Source organism: Pontibacter mucosus, assembly GCF_003054055.1.
Classification (GTDB): domain Bacteria; phylum Bacteroidota; class Bacteroidia; order Cytophagales; family Hymenobacteraceae; genus Pontibacter; species Pontibacter mucosus.
The window spans coordinates 18,461-33,610 of the sequence record NZ_QBKI01000014.1 but is presented as its reverse complement, the minus strand read 5'-3'; the positions used below and the strand labels follow the sequence as shown (position 1 = coordinate 33,610).

The following is a 15,150-nucleotide window of genomic DNA, read 5'->3' as shown; positions in this document are numbered from 1 at the left end:
TTACTTGCGGATAAAAGCTCCCAATTGCTTCTCGAATTGCTGCATCAGGCGGTTCATGGTGCTATCGATCACCTTATCGGTCAGGGTTTGCTGCTTGTCCTGCAGGGTAAAGCTCAGGGCGTAGGCTTTTTTGCCTGCCTCAATCTTGTCGCCCTCGTACACGTCAAACACATTCACGTCCTGCAGCAGCTTGCGCTCCACCCGGAAGGCCACCTTCTTCAGCTCGTCAAAACTCACGTGCTTGTCCACCACCAGCGACAGGTCGCGGCGCACCTCCGGGAACTTCGGCAGTTCCTCGGCCACCAGCTTGTCTTTATACTTCTTCAGGAGGTAATCCCAGTTCAGTTCGGCGTACCATACCTGCTCCTTCACCTCCATCAGGCGGGTGATAGCGGTGTCCAGCATTCCCAGTTCGGCTATCACCGTACCGTTTTTGGCGTAGGCAATACCCTGCCGCATGTAAGGGTTCTCCGCCAGCTTCTGCACCTCAAAATCACCGGCGTTTAGCTTGCGTAGCACGTTCTGTACCACACCAGCCAGGTCGTGGAAGGCGGTTTTTATACTTGCCTGCTTCCAGCTCTCGGCCGTTACGTTGCCGGTCATGTACAGCGACAGGCGGCGGCTTTCCTTGTAGTCTCCTTCCTGCAGCTCGTATACCTTGCCCAGCTCAAAGAGCTTCAGGTCGCGCTGGCGGCGGTTGATGTTGCGGCGCAGCACCTCCAAGCCTGAGAAAACCATACTCTTGCGCAGCACGTCCAGGTCCTCGGAGTTATAGTTGACCACCTGCACCAGGTTGGCTGTTTCGCCGATGGCCTGGTAGTAGTTGGAGTTCGTAATGGAGTTGGTGATGATCTCGTGGAACCCGTTGGCTGCGATGTAGCCCGCAATCGTTTCAGTGACGTCCTCAGCATAAGGGCTCGGGAACTTGGCCAGAAAAGTGGTGGCCAGGTTCTCGCTCATCTCAATGTTATTGAAGCCGTAGATGCGCAGGATTTCCTCCACCACATCGGCCTCGCGGGTCACGTCCACCTTAAACGGCGGCACCGACAGCGTCAGGTCCGTCTCGGTTTCACTGGTGATCTCAATACCCAGATCAGTAAGTATGGTTTTGATGCGCTCCACGCCGATGTGCTGGCCAATTAAAGTATGGGCGCGCGCAATGTTCAGCTTCACCTCGTGGTTTTGGATGGGCTGCGGATACACGTCCACAATCTCGGAGCTTATCTCGCCACCGGCTACCTCCTGCACCAGCAGGGCCGCGCGCTTCAGGGCCGTGATGACCATGTTGGGATCCGTGCCGCGCTCAAAGCGGAAAGAGGCGTCTGTTTTAAGACCGTGCGCCATGCCTGTGCGGCGAACAGAGTCTGGCGAGAAGTAGGCGCTCTCGATGAAAATGCTTGTCGTCGCCTCCGATACGCCGGAATCCTCACCTCCGAACACGCCGCCGATGGCCATAGGCTCCACGGCGTTGCAGATCATCAGGTCGGTGGCGTTCAGCTTGCGTTCCACACCGTCCAGCGTTTTAAAGGTAATGCCGGCTTCTGCGTTTCGCACCACAATCTTATCGCCTTTAATCTTGTCGGCATCGAAGGCGTGCAGCGGCTGCCCCAACTCGTGCAGCACGAAATTGGTTACGTCCACCACGTTGTTTATAGGCGAGAGGCCGATGGCGCGCAGGCGCTTCTGCAGCCATTCCGGCGACGGGCCCACGTTTACACCTGAAACCGTTAGGCCAGCATAGCGCGGGCAGGCATCTGTGTTTTGTATCTCCACCGCAACCGGACGGGAAGTGTTGTTTACCTTGAAAGCTTCGACGTTTGGCAGCTGCGCCTTCGTGTCGAGCAGCGCCTGCAGGTCGCGGGCCACGCCGAAATGCGAGGCGGCATCCGCGCGGTTGGGCGTCAGGCCGATCTCGAATACTTTATCGGAGCCCAGGCCGAAGAACTCGGCGGCAGGCGTTCCGTTCGGCAAATCGGTATCCAGCACCATAATGCCGTCATGCGACGTACCAATACCGATCTCATCCTCCGCGCAAATCATGCCTTCTGAGGCCGCCCCACGGATCTTGGATTTCTTGATCTTGAAAGGCTCCCCTCCGGCAGGGTAGAGCGTGCTATTCACAGTGGCCACCACCACTTTCTGCCCGGCTGCCACGTTGGGCGCGCCACACACGATCTGGCTTGGCTCCCCCGCCCCGATATCCACGGTGGTGATGCTCAGGCGATCGGCATCCGGATGGCGCTCACACGTCAGCACCTCCCCTATTACGATGCCCTCCAGGCCGCCCTGCACCACGTCGAAGGTATGGATGCCCTCTACCTCCAGGCCAGCGCCCGTCAGCAGTGTACCTATTTCTTCAGCGGTTTTATCTGTATGTATGAGTTGTTTAAGCCAGTCGTATGAAATCAGCATGTTTAATCTCTGTTGGTTTTGTTTTGGCTACTGCCTGGGCAGCCGCCATTCCCCAAAAATAAGGATAATTATGATATGGGATGAAATAGGACAAAAGACTATTTGACAAAAGATTGTTAGAAGAAGGATTGCGCAGGCTGCTCAACGTCCTTATACTTTCCAATTTGTCCTTTGTCCGATAGTCCTTTGTCTGAGAAGCTTACTCCGGCGTTTCGTAGGTTTTCTCGCCGGCCGGTATGGCAACGCTCAGGCGGTTCTCCTTGGGTGGCAGCGGGCACACGTAATCGGGGTTAAAGGCGCAGAAGGGGCTGTAGGCGCGGTTAAAGTCCAGCACGATTTTACTTTTCCCCTCTTCGTAGGGTATATCCAGGAACCGTCCGCCGCCGTAGGTTTCGAATCCATTTGTTTTATCGGTAAAGGGCACAAAGAGCTCCTCCTTGTTTTCGCCGCTCAGGCGCTTGTACAGCGTGAGCTGGTGCTGCTGCCCCTCCACCTTAAACGTGGCCTTGCCGTAGCGCATGTAGGGCTCGTAACTCCCGTTGGTTAGCGGTAAAAGCAGCGTGTCCTGCTGGGGCAATAATTCCACGGAGGCAGTCAGGCGGTAATCGAGGTTGGGCTCGTAATACACCAGGTTCTTGAAGGCCCGGCGGCCGGCATCGTCAAAAGGGCTGCTGCTGCGGCTCCGGAACGAAAGGTCTTTCTGTTCCCGCTCCTGCAGCAGGGGCTTAATGTAGTTATCGTCGTTGAAAAGGGCGTCCTGAAGGAAGTAGAACATGACGAGCGCCAGGCCCGCCATTAAAACAAGTCTCAGCGGTCTTTGCATAAAACTCCGGGTTATAGTTTACACAAAGGTCGGAAATTTTTGGGGAGGAAAGTAGCGGTAAGGTAGAAGTACTTTAGCGGATAGGAAGTATAAATTTGCACTTTAACTCCGGAATGCATAACTAGTACAGCCAAACGGCACTTCGGGCTTGTACGGAAACTAACAGGCACTTCGCTGTGTTCAGACATTTATACTTCAAAAACTAAACCCCGCATGAGAACTGCACTTTCTACTTTACTGATAATGTCGGCGATGGTATTTGCCTCCTGCTCCGGCAACGAACAGGAGAACACAACTACCGCTACCGTTCCGGCTGCCAATACTAATCAGGCGCCTGCCAAGCAAGTAGCACTAAACCCGCCCCACGGCGAGCCGGGCCACGACTGTGCCCTTCCGGTAGGTGCGCCACTGGATGGCACCCCGCAGCCAAGACTTGTTCAGCCAAATCTGTCGCCTATTCCGGCCAAAACCACGGTGGCCCCGGGCACCAACCCGCCCCACGGCGAGCCGGGCCATGATTGCGCCATTCCGGTGGGCGCGCCGCTCGGGCAGAAGTAACATATTAGTGGCAGCGGCTGAAGTATACTTCAGCCGCTGCTGTTTTATACTTTCAATTGCTCTTGCTTCGGCATAGGCTTTAGCTATACTTTATACTTCTGCTATACTTTTATACTTCATTAGGTTAGTAGTTCCGGACATCCTTGTCCGGAACTACTCTGCTGCGGACTTCCAAGTCTACGTTAGTCATACTTTGGCTATACTTAACTTAATGATTGTCTGGCGCAAGCGTACGCTTGTTCCTCCTATAGCCGCCGCTTCCCGCAACCTGAACCAAGCTATCCTTCCTAGCCTCCTTTCATCCTCCAGCCCCCACAAACCTATAGTTGCATCTATACTTTGGTGCCCTCCTAGGCCGGGAGGCCTCGCCTTCGGGCATCGCGCTGTCTACATTTCCTTTGCTACCCTTCGGTCGCAATGCCGCTAAGGCGGCACCGGAAATCTAGAAGGCGCTCAACCCAAAGGCTGGGAATCATTCGATAGCCGCTGCCCCTGCTGTCATCTCGACCTTCGGGAGAGATCTGGTTAGAATTCCCGATAGATCTTTCGCGCAGCTCGAGATGACAGGGAATGATTAAAGACCAGACTGTCCCCTTGAGGACAAGTGAGAACGGGAGTTCGAAACTTGCGAGCAAAGCTCAATAGGGGTGTAATCGTTTGCTGAGTTTATACTTTGTAGGGACAGGTCTCGACCTGTCCGCGCAAGGACAGCAACTATAGAACTTATACTTCAGCACCAGCAATAACAGGCTCCCCGCCTTGGCTAAGGAGGGGCCAGGGGTGGTTGGGCCCGGCATTGCATAACCCCCTCCCCTGTTTTTTAGGCCCGGGCCGGGGTTTATACTTGGCAGGGACGACTGGACCCGGCACTGCCAGAGTCGACCTATCATGTAAAGTACAGGGCAAAATCATACTTTACCCTCCCTTTCCAGCCATACTATAACTTTATCGCCTCCCTCCTGTTCATAACCTGGGACTCTACTGAACGGGGCTTACACTTTACAGGCTGGCAAGCACTTCCCAATCATCCTATCCATGCCCCATGCTTCGCCGTATGCCTTTATACCACTGTTTGTTATGCGAAAAACGAAAGAGCACTACCAAAGCCTGATAAACCAGCTGGACCAGCTGCATCAGGACGCCATTGCCCTGGAGGAAAAGTTAGGATCCACCGTTGAGGCAGTTCACCCGAAGTTTAAGAAAAGCGCCAAAAACCTGCTGCACTACCTGGCTCTGCGCCAGCACGACATCCGCGATTTGCAGGAGCAGCTGGCTCAGTTGGGCCTATCCTCGCTGGGCCGCGCGGAGGGGCATGTATTGGCCAGTCTGCAGGCTGTGCGCCAGCACCTGTGCCGCATCGGCGACTGCAAGGATACCCGGGAAGAATTGGCTGTGTCGTTTTTCGAGAACCGGGAGCTGCTCGCCCAACACACGGAGGCCTTGCTTGGCCCAAAGCCCGAAAAACGCTCTACCCGCATCATGGTAACGCTTCCTTCCGAGGCTGCCGACCAGTACGAGCTGCTGCCGCGCCTGCTGAAGGCGGGTATGAACTGCGCCCGCATCAACTGTGCCCATGACACGGAGAAGGAGTGGCTCAAAATGGTGGAGAACATCCGCAGGGCCGAGCAGGAAACCGGCATCCCCTGCAAAATACTCATGGACCTGATGGGCCCCAAGTTGCGCACCGGCCCGCTGAAGGAAGGCCCCAAGCTGCAGGTGATACGCCCCATACAAGACAGTCTGGGCCAGGTGATTGAGGCCGCCAAAGTGTGGCTCGCCCCGCAGGATGTGCCGCTGCCGAAAGATGCGGATGTCTGGCTGCCGGTGGACGCGAACTGGCAGGTGCAACTGCAGGAGGGCGACAGGCTATCCTTTAAGGACACCCGGGGCCGCAGAAGGTCTATGACGATTATCAGGAGGGAGGAGAAAGGCGTGCTGGCGCACCTGCTCAAATCGTCCTATATCAACACGGGCACGGAGCTGGTCCTGAAAGGGAAAAATGTGACCCAACGCTCCACTAAAGTCGGGGACCTGAAAGCCCTGGAAGTGCCCCTTGTCCTGCAGAAGGGCAGCTTCCTGGTGTTAAACCGAGAGCCCATACCGGGAGAACCCGCCACTTTTGACGCGCAAGGGCACGTGGTACAACCCGCGCACATCTCCTGCACCCTGCCCGAGGTCTTTACACAGACCAAGGTAGGGGAGCCTATCCTTTTTAATGATGGCAAGATTGAGGGAGTGCTGGAAGAAGTAAGCCCGGACCGACTGCTGGTAAAAATTACCTTTGCCAACAGCAAAGGCAGCAGGCTGCGCGCCGACCAGGGCATTAACCTGCCCGACAGCAAGCTCCATTTAAAAGGACTGACCGAGAAGGATTGCCAGGATCTTAAGTTTATAGCCAGACACGCCGACATCGTCAACCTTTCTTTCGTGAACCATGCCGACACCGTGGAGGCATTGCACGAGGAACTGCGCCGGCTCAACGCCACGGACCTGGGCGTCATGCTTAAGATTGAAACCAAAGAGGGCTTCCGAAACCTGCCGCACCTGCTCCTGACGGCCATGAAGCTGCACCCTACCAGCATCATGATTGCGCGCGGCGACCTGGCAGTGGAGTGCGGCTGGCAGCGGCTGGCCGAGGCGCAGGAGGAAATCCTGTGGCTCAGCGAGGCGGCGCACATGCCGGTAGTGTGGGCTACCCAGGTACTCGAGACACTGGCCAAGAAAGGGCGGCCGTCGCGGGCCGAGATCACGGATGCGGCCATGTCGCAGCGCGCCGACTGTGTGATGCTTAACAAGGGGCCGCATATCATACAGGCCATCGAACTGCTGCACGATATCCTGGTCCGCATGCAGGAGCATCAGCACAAGAAAACGTCTATGCTGCGGATGCTGCACATCTCGGACCTGGGCAACCTTATTCAGGAGTAATCCTTTCAGCATCAATAGCTTGCTTCATACTTTTTTATAGAAACCTGGCGATGTAATTGCACTTTAATAAATTATATTTATACCTTTACAAGCACAAAGCGCTACTACTCCTTTTTCTGCTACTCACCCTGTACTACCATCGTTCTGGCGCAGCACGGAGGATAAATCCCTGCTAGTTCCCAGCCAAAAGGCGCGCGGCCGCGTATCAGGCTTTGGCCGCCCCGATGGTTAATAATGAAGACGCATTACCTGCTGCCTCGTGGTGGCTCGTAAAAGGCATTTGTTTTAGTAAAACCAGTATCAGATGCAAAACAGGACTGTTGAGAAAATGCTTTACAAGGTTGCCGCACTGCTGGCGATTGTCGGAATTATACTTCGACTCACGCAACCCTCCGAGAACTACCTGGGTCTCTACTTTATACTTGGTGGGCACATCCTGGGTGTGGCGGGCATACTGCTTTATATGAAGCACGCCAACGAGACGGAGCAGGAGCCGCTACAGGAAGAGTCCGCCGACCGGGTACGGGAAAAGATAAACTAAACGATGAAACAATACTTCCTGACGGGGCTCCTGGCCCTTGCTTCTGCCCTTGCGGTGCAGGCGCAGCAGTTCGAGCCCATCAAGAAAACAGCCTTGCTGGTGGAGGAAAAGCCGCAGCCGCTGGTTTTGGTAAACAACCAGGAAACGATACTAGGCGCCCTTATCCTGAACGATAATGACGTAAAGAGCCTGAACGTGCTGAAAGGAAATGAGGCGGTGGAGCGGTTTGGTCGGAAAGCCGCGGACGGTGCCATTATCATGAGCCTGAAGCAGCAGCTACCGCTGGTGCGCCTGGAGGAAGTATACAGAGCCTTCAAAATCCCTGCGCAGCAACAGAAGCTAACGCTGGCCATCAACGGCAAGCACGTAAAAGACCCCGCCCTGCTGCTTGCCGACCTGCGCCAGATTGAGAAGGTGGAGGTAACGGACTTCGACGTGACCAGCCCCTCCCGCTGGAGTTTTGATGAGCAGTACCTCAACATCGTTACCAAGCTGCAGCACTAGCCCCTATGGTATTTCCTGCGTATCTTGCAGCCAACTTATACTTTATACTTGCTCCCCATGGACGGCAGAAAACGCGCCAATATCAAACCCGGCACCCACGTAAACATTGTGCAGAAGCAGGACCAGCGCACCGGCGAACTCACCGAGGGCTACGTGCAGGACATCCTCACCAACTCCCCCACCCACCCCCATGGCATCAAAGTACGCCTGGAGACAGGGGAAGTGGGACGGGTTCAGGAAATCTTGCCGGAAGACTGAAGTGGAGTTAGAGAGTTAGAGGGTTTGGGAGTTAGAGAGTTGCTTTTTTACTGCTGCTGATTTTCTTATTTTAGTTAGAATGGCGGTCAACTCATCTGCTTCACGCTTTAAATCAACGAGCCGAGTTCCAGCAACAATCTCTGCCTCTTCCAATATTTCCAGCCAAAACAAAGACTCATCTGCCTCTTCCAGGACTACTCCGATTTTAGCTACAAACTCGGCACCAGACCTTGCTCTACAGGCAGCGCGGTAGTTAGCTGCCACAGCCGTTGCAGAACGTAATAGTTGCTTGCCAATTACTTGTGTTTCTGGTTTATAAGGCAACGCCTGACACAGCTTTATTACACGCAATGCAAAAGCCTTTGTACGTCTTTTAAATGCCTCTGCAAACTCAAAGTTACTTAACTTGTTCTCACTCATAACTTAACTCTCTAACTCCTAAACTCCCCAACTCTCTAACTCTAAAGCGTTCCTTCATCAGCAAAGCTGTAGTAGTCGTTGTCGGTGAAGATGATGTGGTCGAGGATGGGGAGGTCGAGGAACTGGCCGGCTTCCTTCATTTTCTTGGTGAGGGCGATGTCGGCGGCGCTGGGTTTGGTGTTGCCGCTGGGGTGGTTGTGCACCAGGATGATGGAACTGGCCAACTGCTCCAGGGCCTTTTTGAAGATGATTTTGGGGTCTGCCACCGTGCCGGCCACACCACCCATACTGATGCTTTCCTTCTTCATCACCACGTTGGCGCGGTTTAAAAGTATCACCCAGAACTCCTCGTGCGGCAGGTCGAGCAGCTGCGGCTTGATGTAGTTGTAGATGTCGGTGGAGCAGGTGATGCGGGTTTTGGCCGTAACGGCAGCCTCTTTGCGGCGGCGGCCCAGCTCCAGAGCACTCACAATGGTGATAGCCTTCGCTTCACCGATACCCTTGTGCTTCATCAAATCCTTCACGCTCAGGCGGGCCAGCTCGTTCAGGTCGTTGCCCACGGCAGCAAGTATAAGCTTGGCCACGTCCACGGCCGTGAGCTTGGGCGTGCCCGAACCGATGAGGATAGCGATGAGCTCGGCGTCGCTCAGGGCGGCTTTGCCTTTCAGCAGCAGTTTCTCGCGGGGGCGGTCTTCCTCGGCCCAGGTTTTGATGTTGAGCGGCTGCAGGTATGGCAGCGTGGCAGTCAGTTCGTTTTCTTTCACTTGCGGTACAAAATTTGATAGTATAGGAATGCAAGTGGAATCTCTTTCAACCCGAAATAGTTCAACCTGCCTGCTTTTCTGTACTTTCATACTTTTAAAGCTTACCTGCCACTGGTCCGGAACAATTCCTGTCTCTGGCGGTTTTATACCGATATGCGAAGTATGTTGACCTTTATAATCATTTTATTACTCCTCTTCCTGATAGACCTTTATGTCTTTCAGGCTATCAAGACCGTAACCGAAAACCTTAACCCCACTGTCCAAAAGGCCATTTATGTGCTGCACTGGGCTGTTTTTGCCATTACGGCCGGTACGTTTATACTTGCTTCCGCTACCCGTGGCACGCCGCCGGACGCGTTCAGAACCTACCTGGCCAGCACGCTGTTCATCATTTTTGCCTCTAAGCTGGTGGTGGTGCTTTTCCTGATAGCCGACGATGCCCTGCGGCTGGGCAAGATTGTGTTTAACACGGCCAATGGGGACGACACATATGACCCCTCGCGCCATAGGTTTCTCAACCAGATGGGCCTTTTGGTGGCTGCCATACCTTTCTCGGCTTTTATCTATGGCATGGTGAAGGGCGCCTACGATTACCGCGTGAAGCGTGTCACGCTGCGCTTTCCGAACCTGCCCGCCGCGTTCGACGGGTACAAAATGCTGCAGATATCGGACCTGCACACGGGCAGCTTTACCTCTACGGAGCCTCTGAAGGAGGCGGTGCGCCTGATAAACAAGCAGGAAGCTGACCTGGTGTTCTTCACCGGCGATTTGGTAAACAACCTGGCCTCGGAGATTGAACCGCACATCCCTACCCTCAGCGAAATCAGGGCCAGGGAGGGCGTTTTCTCGGTGCTGGGCAACCACGACTACGCCGACTACGTGCGCGAGTGGCCGCACGCCGACGCCAAGGCCGAGAACCTCCGCAAGATGATTGATACGCACGGGCAGATGGGCTGGCAACTGCTGATGAACGAGAACCGCATCATTGAGAAAGACGGGGAGCAGATTGCCGTGCTGGGTGTGGAGAACTGGGGCAACCGGGCCGGATTTCCAAAGTATGGCCGCCTGCACGAGGCTTACAAGGGTACCGAAAAGGCCCCGTTCAAGGTGCTCCTCTCCCACGACCCTTCGCACTGGGATGGGGAAATCAACCAAAAGTATACCGACATCGACCTGACGCTTTCGGGCCACACGCACGGCATGCAGTTTGGCGTAAACATACCCGGCCTGAAGTGGAGCCCGGTGCAGTACGTGTACGAGCAGTGGGCCGGCCTTTACAAAAAAGGGCGCCAGCACCTGTACGTGAACACCGGCCTGGGCTTTATCGGGTATCCGGGCCGCGTAGGCTTTTTACCGGAGATTACCGTGTTTGAGCTGAAGAAAGCCTGACCTGAAAGTATAAAACCATAGAAAAAGCGCCTGTTCCCAGGCGCTTTTTTTGTGTCTGGCACCACCGGCGCGTCGCTTCCCGAACATTCAATCCAAAGCCAGCGTACTTAGTCCTGAGCCAATTTCACCCTTTTTGCCTGCCCGCAGAGGCAGGATGAACCAAAAACCAACGCAACTATGAACAAGATATTTTTTCCGGTAGCCGCTGCAGCCATACTTCTGCTTACCACCTCCTGCGGAGAGGATACAAAGGGCACCTCCTTTGAGGTTACCAACGCCAACCACGACGAGAACGTGAACCCCGCCAACATCCGGGGCTATGGCGTAGGAGAGCCGCACATGCCGGGCTCAATTAAAAACACGAGCCAGTATTATCCGTTCAACACCGCTACGCTGCCAGAGGAAGCCCGCAGAAACCTGGAAGGAGGCAATATTGCCACACAGATGGTGACCGTGTACTACTCTGCCAGCCGTTCGCTGGAGGATCTGGCCAAGGAACACAACCCGAACAGCCTGGTGGGCAGCAAGGCTTCCGGTAGCCAGCCAGCCCCTGCCAGCAGCGCGCCAACCCCGGCCAGCAACAACAACAGCGGCAACAGCGACGGCAACACCAGCAGCGGCAACCCGGCCGGCAATGGCAACAACCAGTCAGGCAGCGGCAACAAAACCGACCAGCAATAACCAGCCATCCAAGTATAATTTACCGCAGCCTGTTGCCCTGTGCAGCGGGCTGCGTCTTTTTTAGCCCTTCTCCTGATTTCTTTGTAATTTTACCTGGCTTGGCCCGTTATACTGCTGGCCGGCACAGTTTTAGCTTTCTACGGCAACGTATTAACGCCGCAGCCATACCCGAACCTCATGCACAGACACTCGCTGTTTTACCTCTTGACGCTCTTGCTACTGCTCTGTAGCCTGCCTGCCGTGGCCCAGAAGAGCATCCGGATAAGTGGTACTGTGCTGCAACCCGACCGAAAAACGCCTATTCCGGGCGCTACCATCGTGAAGATAAACACCAACATGGGGGTGGTATCGGACGAGGAGGGCAAGTTTCTGATTGATGTGGCCCAAACCGATACGCTCATGATACGGGCGCTAGGTTACAAGCCGCTTTTATACTTGCCCAAGACCCTGCCCGTGTCGGAGCTGCGCGTGAACATTGTACTGCAGGAAGATAGCGTGATGCTGGGCGAAGTGGAGGTAACCAGCCGCCCCTCGCAGGAAATGATAGACCGCGCCCTGCGCAACATGAAGCGCGAGCAAACCAGCCAGACCAAAAATCCTAACTTTATTCCGGGCCTGGAGCCACCGCCTCCTGCGCCTGCCGCACCGCCTACCATCCTCAGCCCCATGAGCCTTTTGTACGATATCTTCTCCAGTGAGGGCAAGCAGAAGCGCGCGCTGCAGGAGTACCTGGACAAACAGGCGGCGGAGCAAAAACGAAAAGAGCAGAACGACTACAACCGCTTCTTTAAGGATAATACCGGCTACGAGTAAAGTACCCCAACTACGACCACATCTTCCCAGATGGGAAAGCGGCTGCGCTATACTTATACTACAGATCAAAGTATAAACTGGCGCCTGAAGTATAACCCTTCCGTTAAATATTTATACTTCATCATATAATATTTGCGCTATATATCCGTAAGTATAAAAGCACCTATGAAAACAAGCCGCCCATGTCCCAACTCCAACGCCTGTGTGTTTTAGGACTCCTGCTGCTCGCTATTTATACTTTGCCGGCCCACGCGCAGCAGTTAAAAGTGAGCGGCACCGTGCTGCGCCCCGATAAGAAAACGCCGTTGGCCGGGGCAGGCGTCATCAGGCTTAGCACCAGCACAGGCACCTTAACCGACGAGGCCGGCCGCTTCACCCTGCTGGTAAAACCCAACGATTCTATACTTGTCCGGGCAGTTGGCTTCCGGCCTGTGGTGTACCAGGTAAAGCCGGAGCTGGGCACCACGCAGCAGCTGCTCTTTGTGCTGCAGGAGGAGGTACAGCAAATCCGGGAGGTGGAGGTCAGTACGGCCCCGCTACTGGTCAAGCGCCCGGAAGAGCAGCTAAAACCCGCCATCAAACCGCCGCCCCCGGTTCCGGCTCGTCCGCCAACCCTGGTTTTTAATCCGGTTTCCTACTTCTCCAAAGAAGGCAAGCAACGGCGAAAGCTCCGCAAATACTTAACCAAGGAGGAAGAAAAGCGCCAGCGGCAGGAGGTAGAACGACTGCTGCAGGAACAGGAGGAGGCCAAACAGAACTATAACCGCTTCTTCAAGGACAACACCGGCTACCAGTAAAGCAGCCAAACAATCCGCCGCCTCGTAGGTTGAGAGTATACTTTTCCCTGAACCTATGAAAATCGGATACCCCTGTATCAACGAGGCCCTCGACTGCAGTTCCTCCCGCACCTTCCGGCTCGCCTCTTACTCAGAAGAGCGACTCATTGCCACCGTGGAGCAGAACCTGGCCTGTTTGCGCCGCATCCTGGAGTATAACGTGCAGCACGGCCTGCTTTTCTTCCGCCTCACCTCGGGGCTGGTGCCTTTCGCTTCGCATGAGGTAAACCAATACAACTGGCAGGAGCATTTTAAAATGACGTTCCGGCGATTGGGCAGCTACATCAAAAACAATAACATGCGCATCTCCATGCACCCCGACCAGTTTGTGGTGCTCAACTCGCCCAACGAGCAGACGGTGCGCAACAGCATTGCCGAATTGGTGTACCAGGGAAGTATACTGGATTTGATGGAGCTGGACACCAGCGCCAAGCTGCAGATACACGGCGGTGGCGCCTATGGCGACAAGCCCGCCGCTATCCAGCGCTTTGCCGAAGTATACCACACCCAGCTGCCCGAGGCTGTAAAGGCCCGCCTCTGCGTGGAGAACGACGACCGCACCTATACGTTACAGGACTGCCTGCAGCTGCACGAGCTTACCGGCATGCCCGTTATCTTCGATAACCTGCACCACGAGTGCGTGAACAACGGCGAACCCATGCGCGAGGCCGTAGAGATGGCCGCCGCCACCTGGCAACCTGACAAAGACGGCATCCTGATGATGGACTATAGCTCACAGGCCCCTAACGAGCGGCGCGGCAAGCACGTGCAAAGTATAGAAGAGCAGCTTTTCCACGATTTCCTGGCAGAAACTGAGGGTTTGGACATGGACCTTATGCTGGAGATAAAGGACAAGCAGGAAAGCGCCCTCAAAGCCCGCGACCTGGCGCAGCGGATGGGCCGCCTAAAAGTATGAGGCAGCCACGTTCCAGAGCCATTCAGCAATCTGCCACAGCACCCATACCAGCAGCACCAGTAGCAGCACCAGTCCTATCAACACGCCCACAATAATGCCTTTGCCGCTGCCCTGGTACCTGCCCTCCTCGTAGTGGCGGCGCAGCAGGCGCACGTTGCGCTCGTTGGCCTTAAAGGCGAAGTCGAAGATGTTGCCAATAAGCGGAATGCTGCCCAGCACCACATCTAGGGCGATGTTGATCATCATCAGCACAATCAGTTTGCCGCTGGCCCCGTGGCGCGCCATCGTCATTACCAGCGCAGCCGATACTCCGAAAGAAGCGAGGTCGCCCACAAAGGGTACCAGACCCAGAAGCGGGTCCAGGCCAAAGCGGAAGTTAGTGCCCGGCAGCCGGAACTGGTTGTCCATCAGGTACGTGATGTGGTCTACCCACTTCAGTTTCTCGGAGTGGGGCGTGCGGGTGTAGTGTGTGTTTGGTGTTACCATACGGCTTATACGGTTGGGCGTGCGGCAAAGGTATACTTTAGGGCACCATGCTACGGTGGCTGTTAAATTTAGCCTTCCGCTGCTTCTTAGCGGCTACGTGGTAGTACTTTTTGTGCTTCTTGTTTTTCTTAAAAGTTTTTTTGCCACCCTTTTTAAAAAGGCCGCTCAGCAGCTTGGGCCCATCTGCCTCAGCCTGTGCCGGAGCGCCATAAGAAACGCTGCCCGCCAACAGCAGCAGCGCCAATGCCAGTATTCTAACCATAAGCCAGCAGGATAAATAACCTATCTGTTAAACGTAAAATACCATGAAAGCGTATGGCCGCAAACACAAAAAGGGAGCCGCAATCAGCTCTATATCTCTGATTACGACTCCCTTCGCCAGGGTTACCCTGTTGATCTAGTTCTTTCCCTTGCCTTTTCCGGAATGGCCTTTACCAGCGTTGCCCTTGCCAGAGTTTCCCTTACCAGGCTGGGCCTTGCTGCCGCCTTTATGCCCGGCACTGGTGGCGTTGTGGCTTTTCACCACTACCACGGTGGTGTTGCCGCCGCCTTTGCTCTTGTGCTTGGTGTGCCCAGGGTTTGTGGTCCGCGGGTGATGCGGGTTGTTCGGGTTCTTGTACCATCCCTTGTGCAGGCCATTGTCCTTACGGGTAGCGGTTTTGCTCTTGCTCACCACCACTACTTTTCCGTTTTTGTCTGTCTTTTTGCGGGATATGTGGCATGAAGACATCATGACTACGGCCACCAGCACACATAATACTCTTACAAAAGTATACTTCATCGGGCTTATAATTAGGAATTATCTGAGGCTACAGCCAATG

General features: G+C 54.9%; 17 protein-coding genes. 10 read left to right on the top strand and 7 right to left on the bottom strand.

All coding sequences use genetic code 11. From position 1 onward, the window contains the following. Both pheT and C8N40_RS20760 read right to left on the bottom strand, forming a co-directional pair. Positions 1 to 2,412 (bottom strand): phenylalanine--tRNA ligase subunit beta, encoded by a 2,412-nt coding sequence (gene pheT, locus C8N40_RS20765; RefSeq protein WP_108213733.1) that lies wholly within the window; start codon positions 2,410 to 2,412, stop codon positions 1 to 3. 199 nt (positions 2,413 to 2,611) lie between these two features. After that, entirely contained in the window at positions 2,612 to 3,235 is a 624-nt protein-coding gene (locus C8N40_RS20760) for a DUF1684 domain-containing protein (RefSeq protein ID WP_108213732.1), read from the bottom strand. A 213-nt stretch (positions 3,236 to 3,448) separates the two neighbouring features. Here C8N40_RS20760 and C8N40_RS20755 point away from each other — a divergent pair, with 213 nt between their 5' ends. The 5 genes from C8N40_RS20755 to C8N40_RS20735 all read left to right on the top strand — a co-directional run bounded on the left by C8N40_RS20755 (position 3,449) and on the right by C8N40_RS20735 (position 8,024). Then, positions 3,449 to 3,793 (top strand): hypothetical protein, encoded by a 345-nt coding sequence (locus C8N40_RS20755; RefSeq protein WP_146173616.1) that lies wholly within the window; start codon positions 3,449 to 3,451, stop codon positions 3,791 to 3,793. Positions 3,794 to 4,870: 1,077 nt separating this feature from the next. Continuing rightward, the gene (locus C8N40_RS20750) at positions 4,871 to 6,721 is read left to right on the top strand and encodes a pyruvate kinase (RefSeq protein WP_108213800.1); all 1,851 of its coding nucleotides are present in this window, start codon (positions 4,871 to 4,873) and stop codon (positions 6,719 to 6,721) included. 304 nt (positions 6,722 to 7,025) lie between these two features. After that, complete coding sequence (locus C8N40_RS20745; RefSeq protein WP_108213730.1) at positions 7,026 to 7,262, top strand: hypothetical protein; 237 nt, start codon at positions 7,026 to 7,028, stop codon at positions 7,260 to 7,262. Between the two features lie 3 nt (positions 7,263 to 7,265). Further along, entirely contained in the window at positions 7,266 to 7,766 is a 501-nt protein-coding gene (locus C8N40_RS20740) for a hypothetical protein (protein ID WP_108213729.1), read from the top strand. A 57-nt stretch (positions 7,767 to 7,823) separates the two neighbouring features. Next, entirely contained in the window at positions 7,824 to 8,024 is a 201-nt protein-coding gene (locus C8N40_RS20735; RefSeq protein ID WP_046309007.1) for a YwbE family protein, read from the top strand. A gap of 15 nt (positions 8,025 to 8,039) precedes the next feature. On the opposite strand, the gene C8N40_RS20730 is transcribed toward C8N40_RS20735, so the two are convergent. Together C8N40_RS20730 and radC are read right to left on the bottom strand one after the other, a co-directional pair. Then, a complete protein-coding gene (locus C8N40_RS20730) occupies positions 8,040 to 8,444 on the bottom strand; it encodes a four helix bundle protein (protein ID WP_108213728.1) in 405 nt (134 codons plus the stop codon). 41 nt (positions 8,445 to 8,485) lie between these two features. After that, positions 8,486 to 9,208, bottom strand: coding sequence for a RadC family protein (radC, locus tag C8N40_RS20725; RefSeq protein ID WP_245905210.1), 723 nt, complete (start codon positions 9,206 to 9,208; stop codon positions 8,486 to 8,488). A gap of 162 nt (positions 9,209 to 9,370) precedes the next feature. Between radC and C8N40_RS20720 the strand changes: the two genes are divergently transcribed. The 5 genes from C8N40_RS20720 (at position 9,371) to uvsE (ending at position 13,843) form a co-directional block, all read left to right on the top strand. Then, the gene (locus C8N40_RS20720; RefSeq protein ID WP_245905209.1) at positions 9,371 to 10,597 is read left to right on the top strand and encodes a metallophosphoesterase; all 1,227 of its coding nucleotides are present in this window, start codon (positions 9,371 to 9,373) and stop codon (positions 10,595 to 10,597) included. Between the two features lie 177 nt (positions 10,598 to 10,774). Then, a complete protein-coding gene (locus tag C8N40_RS20715) occupies positions 10,775 to 11,278 on the top strand; it encodes a hypothetical protein (protein ID WP_108213726.1) in 504 nt (167 codons plus the stop codon). Between the two features lie 177 nt (positions 11,279 to 11,455). Then, complete coding sequence (locus tag C8N40_RS20710; RefSeq protein WP_108213725.1) at positions 11,456 to 12,091, top strand: carboxypeptidase-like regulatory domain-containing protein; 636 nt, start codon at positions 11,456 to 11,458, stop codon at positions 12,089 to 12,091. 182 nt (positions 12,092 to 12,273) lie between these two features. Beyond that, a complete protein-coding gene (locus tag C8N40_RS20705) occupies positions 12,274 to 12,888 on the top strand; it encodes a carboxypeptidase-like regulatory domain-containing protein (protein ID WP_108213724.1) in 615 nt (204 codons plus the stop codon). A 55-nt stretch (positions 12,889 to 12,943) separates the two neighbouring features. Beyond that, positions 12,944 to 13,843, top strand: coding sequence for a UV DNA damage repair endonuclease UvsE (gene uvsE, locus C8N40_RS20700; RefSeq protein ID WP_108213723.1), 900 nt, complete (start codon positions 12,944 to 12,946; stop codon positions 13,841 to 13,843). Here the strand turns inward: uvsE and C8N40_RS20695 are convergent. The 3 genes from C8N40_RS20695 to C8N40_RS20685 all read right to left on the bottom strand — a co-directional run bounded on the left by C8N40_RS20695 (position 13,832) and on the right by C8N40_RS20685 (position 15,110). Next, positions 13,832 to 14,329: a DUF4112 domain-containing protein gene (locus tag C8N40_RS20695; protein WP_108213722.1), complete on the bottom strand. Its 498-nt coding sequence runs from the start codon at positions 14,327 to 14,329 to the stop codon at positions 13,832 to 13,834. The genes uvsE and C8N40_RS20695 overlap by 12 nt on opposite strands. Before the next feature lie 37 nt (positions 14,330 to 14,366). Next, positions 14,367 to 14,591: a hypothetical protein gene (locus C8N40_RS20690; RefSeq protein WP_108213721.1), complete on the bottom strand. Its 225-nt coding sequence runs from the start codon at positions 14,589 to 14,591 to the stop codon at positions 14,367 to 14,369. A 135-nt stretch (positions 14,592 to 14,726) separates the two neighbouring features. After that, positions 14,727 to 15,110: a hypothetical protein gene (locus C8N40_RS20685; RefSeq protein ID WP_245905208.1), complete on the bottom strand. Its 384-nt coding sequence runs from the start codon at positions 15,108 to 15,110 to the stop codon at positions 14,727 to 14,729. Positions 15,111 to 15,150: the final 40 nt, after the last annotated feature.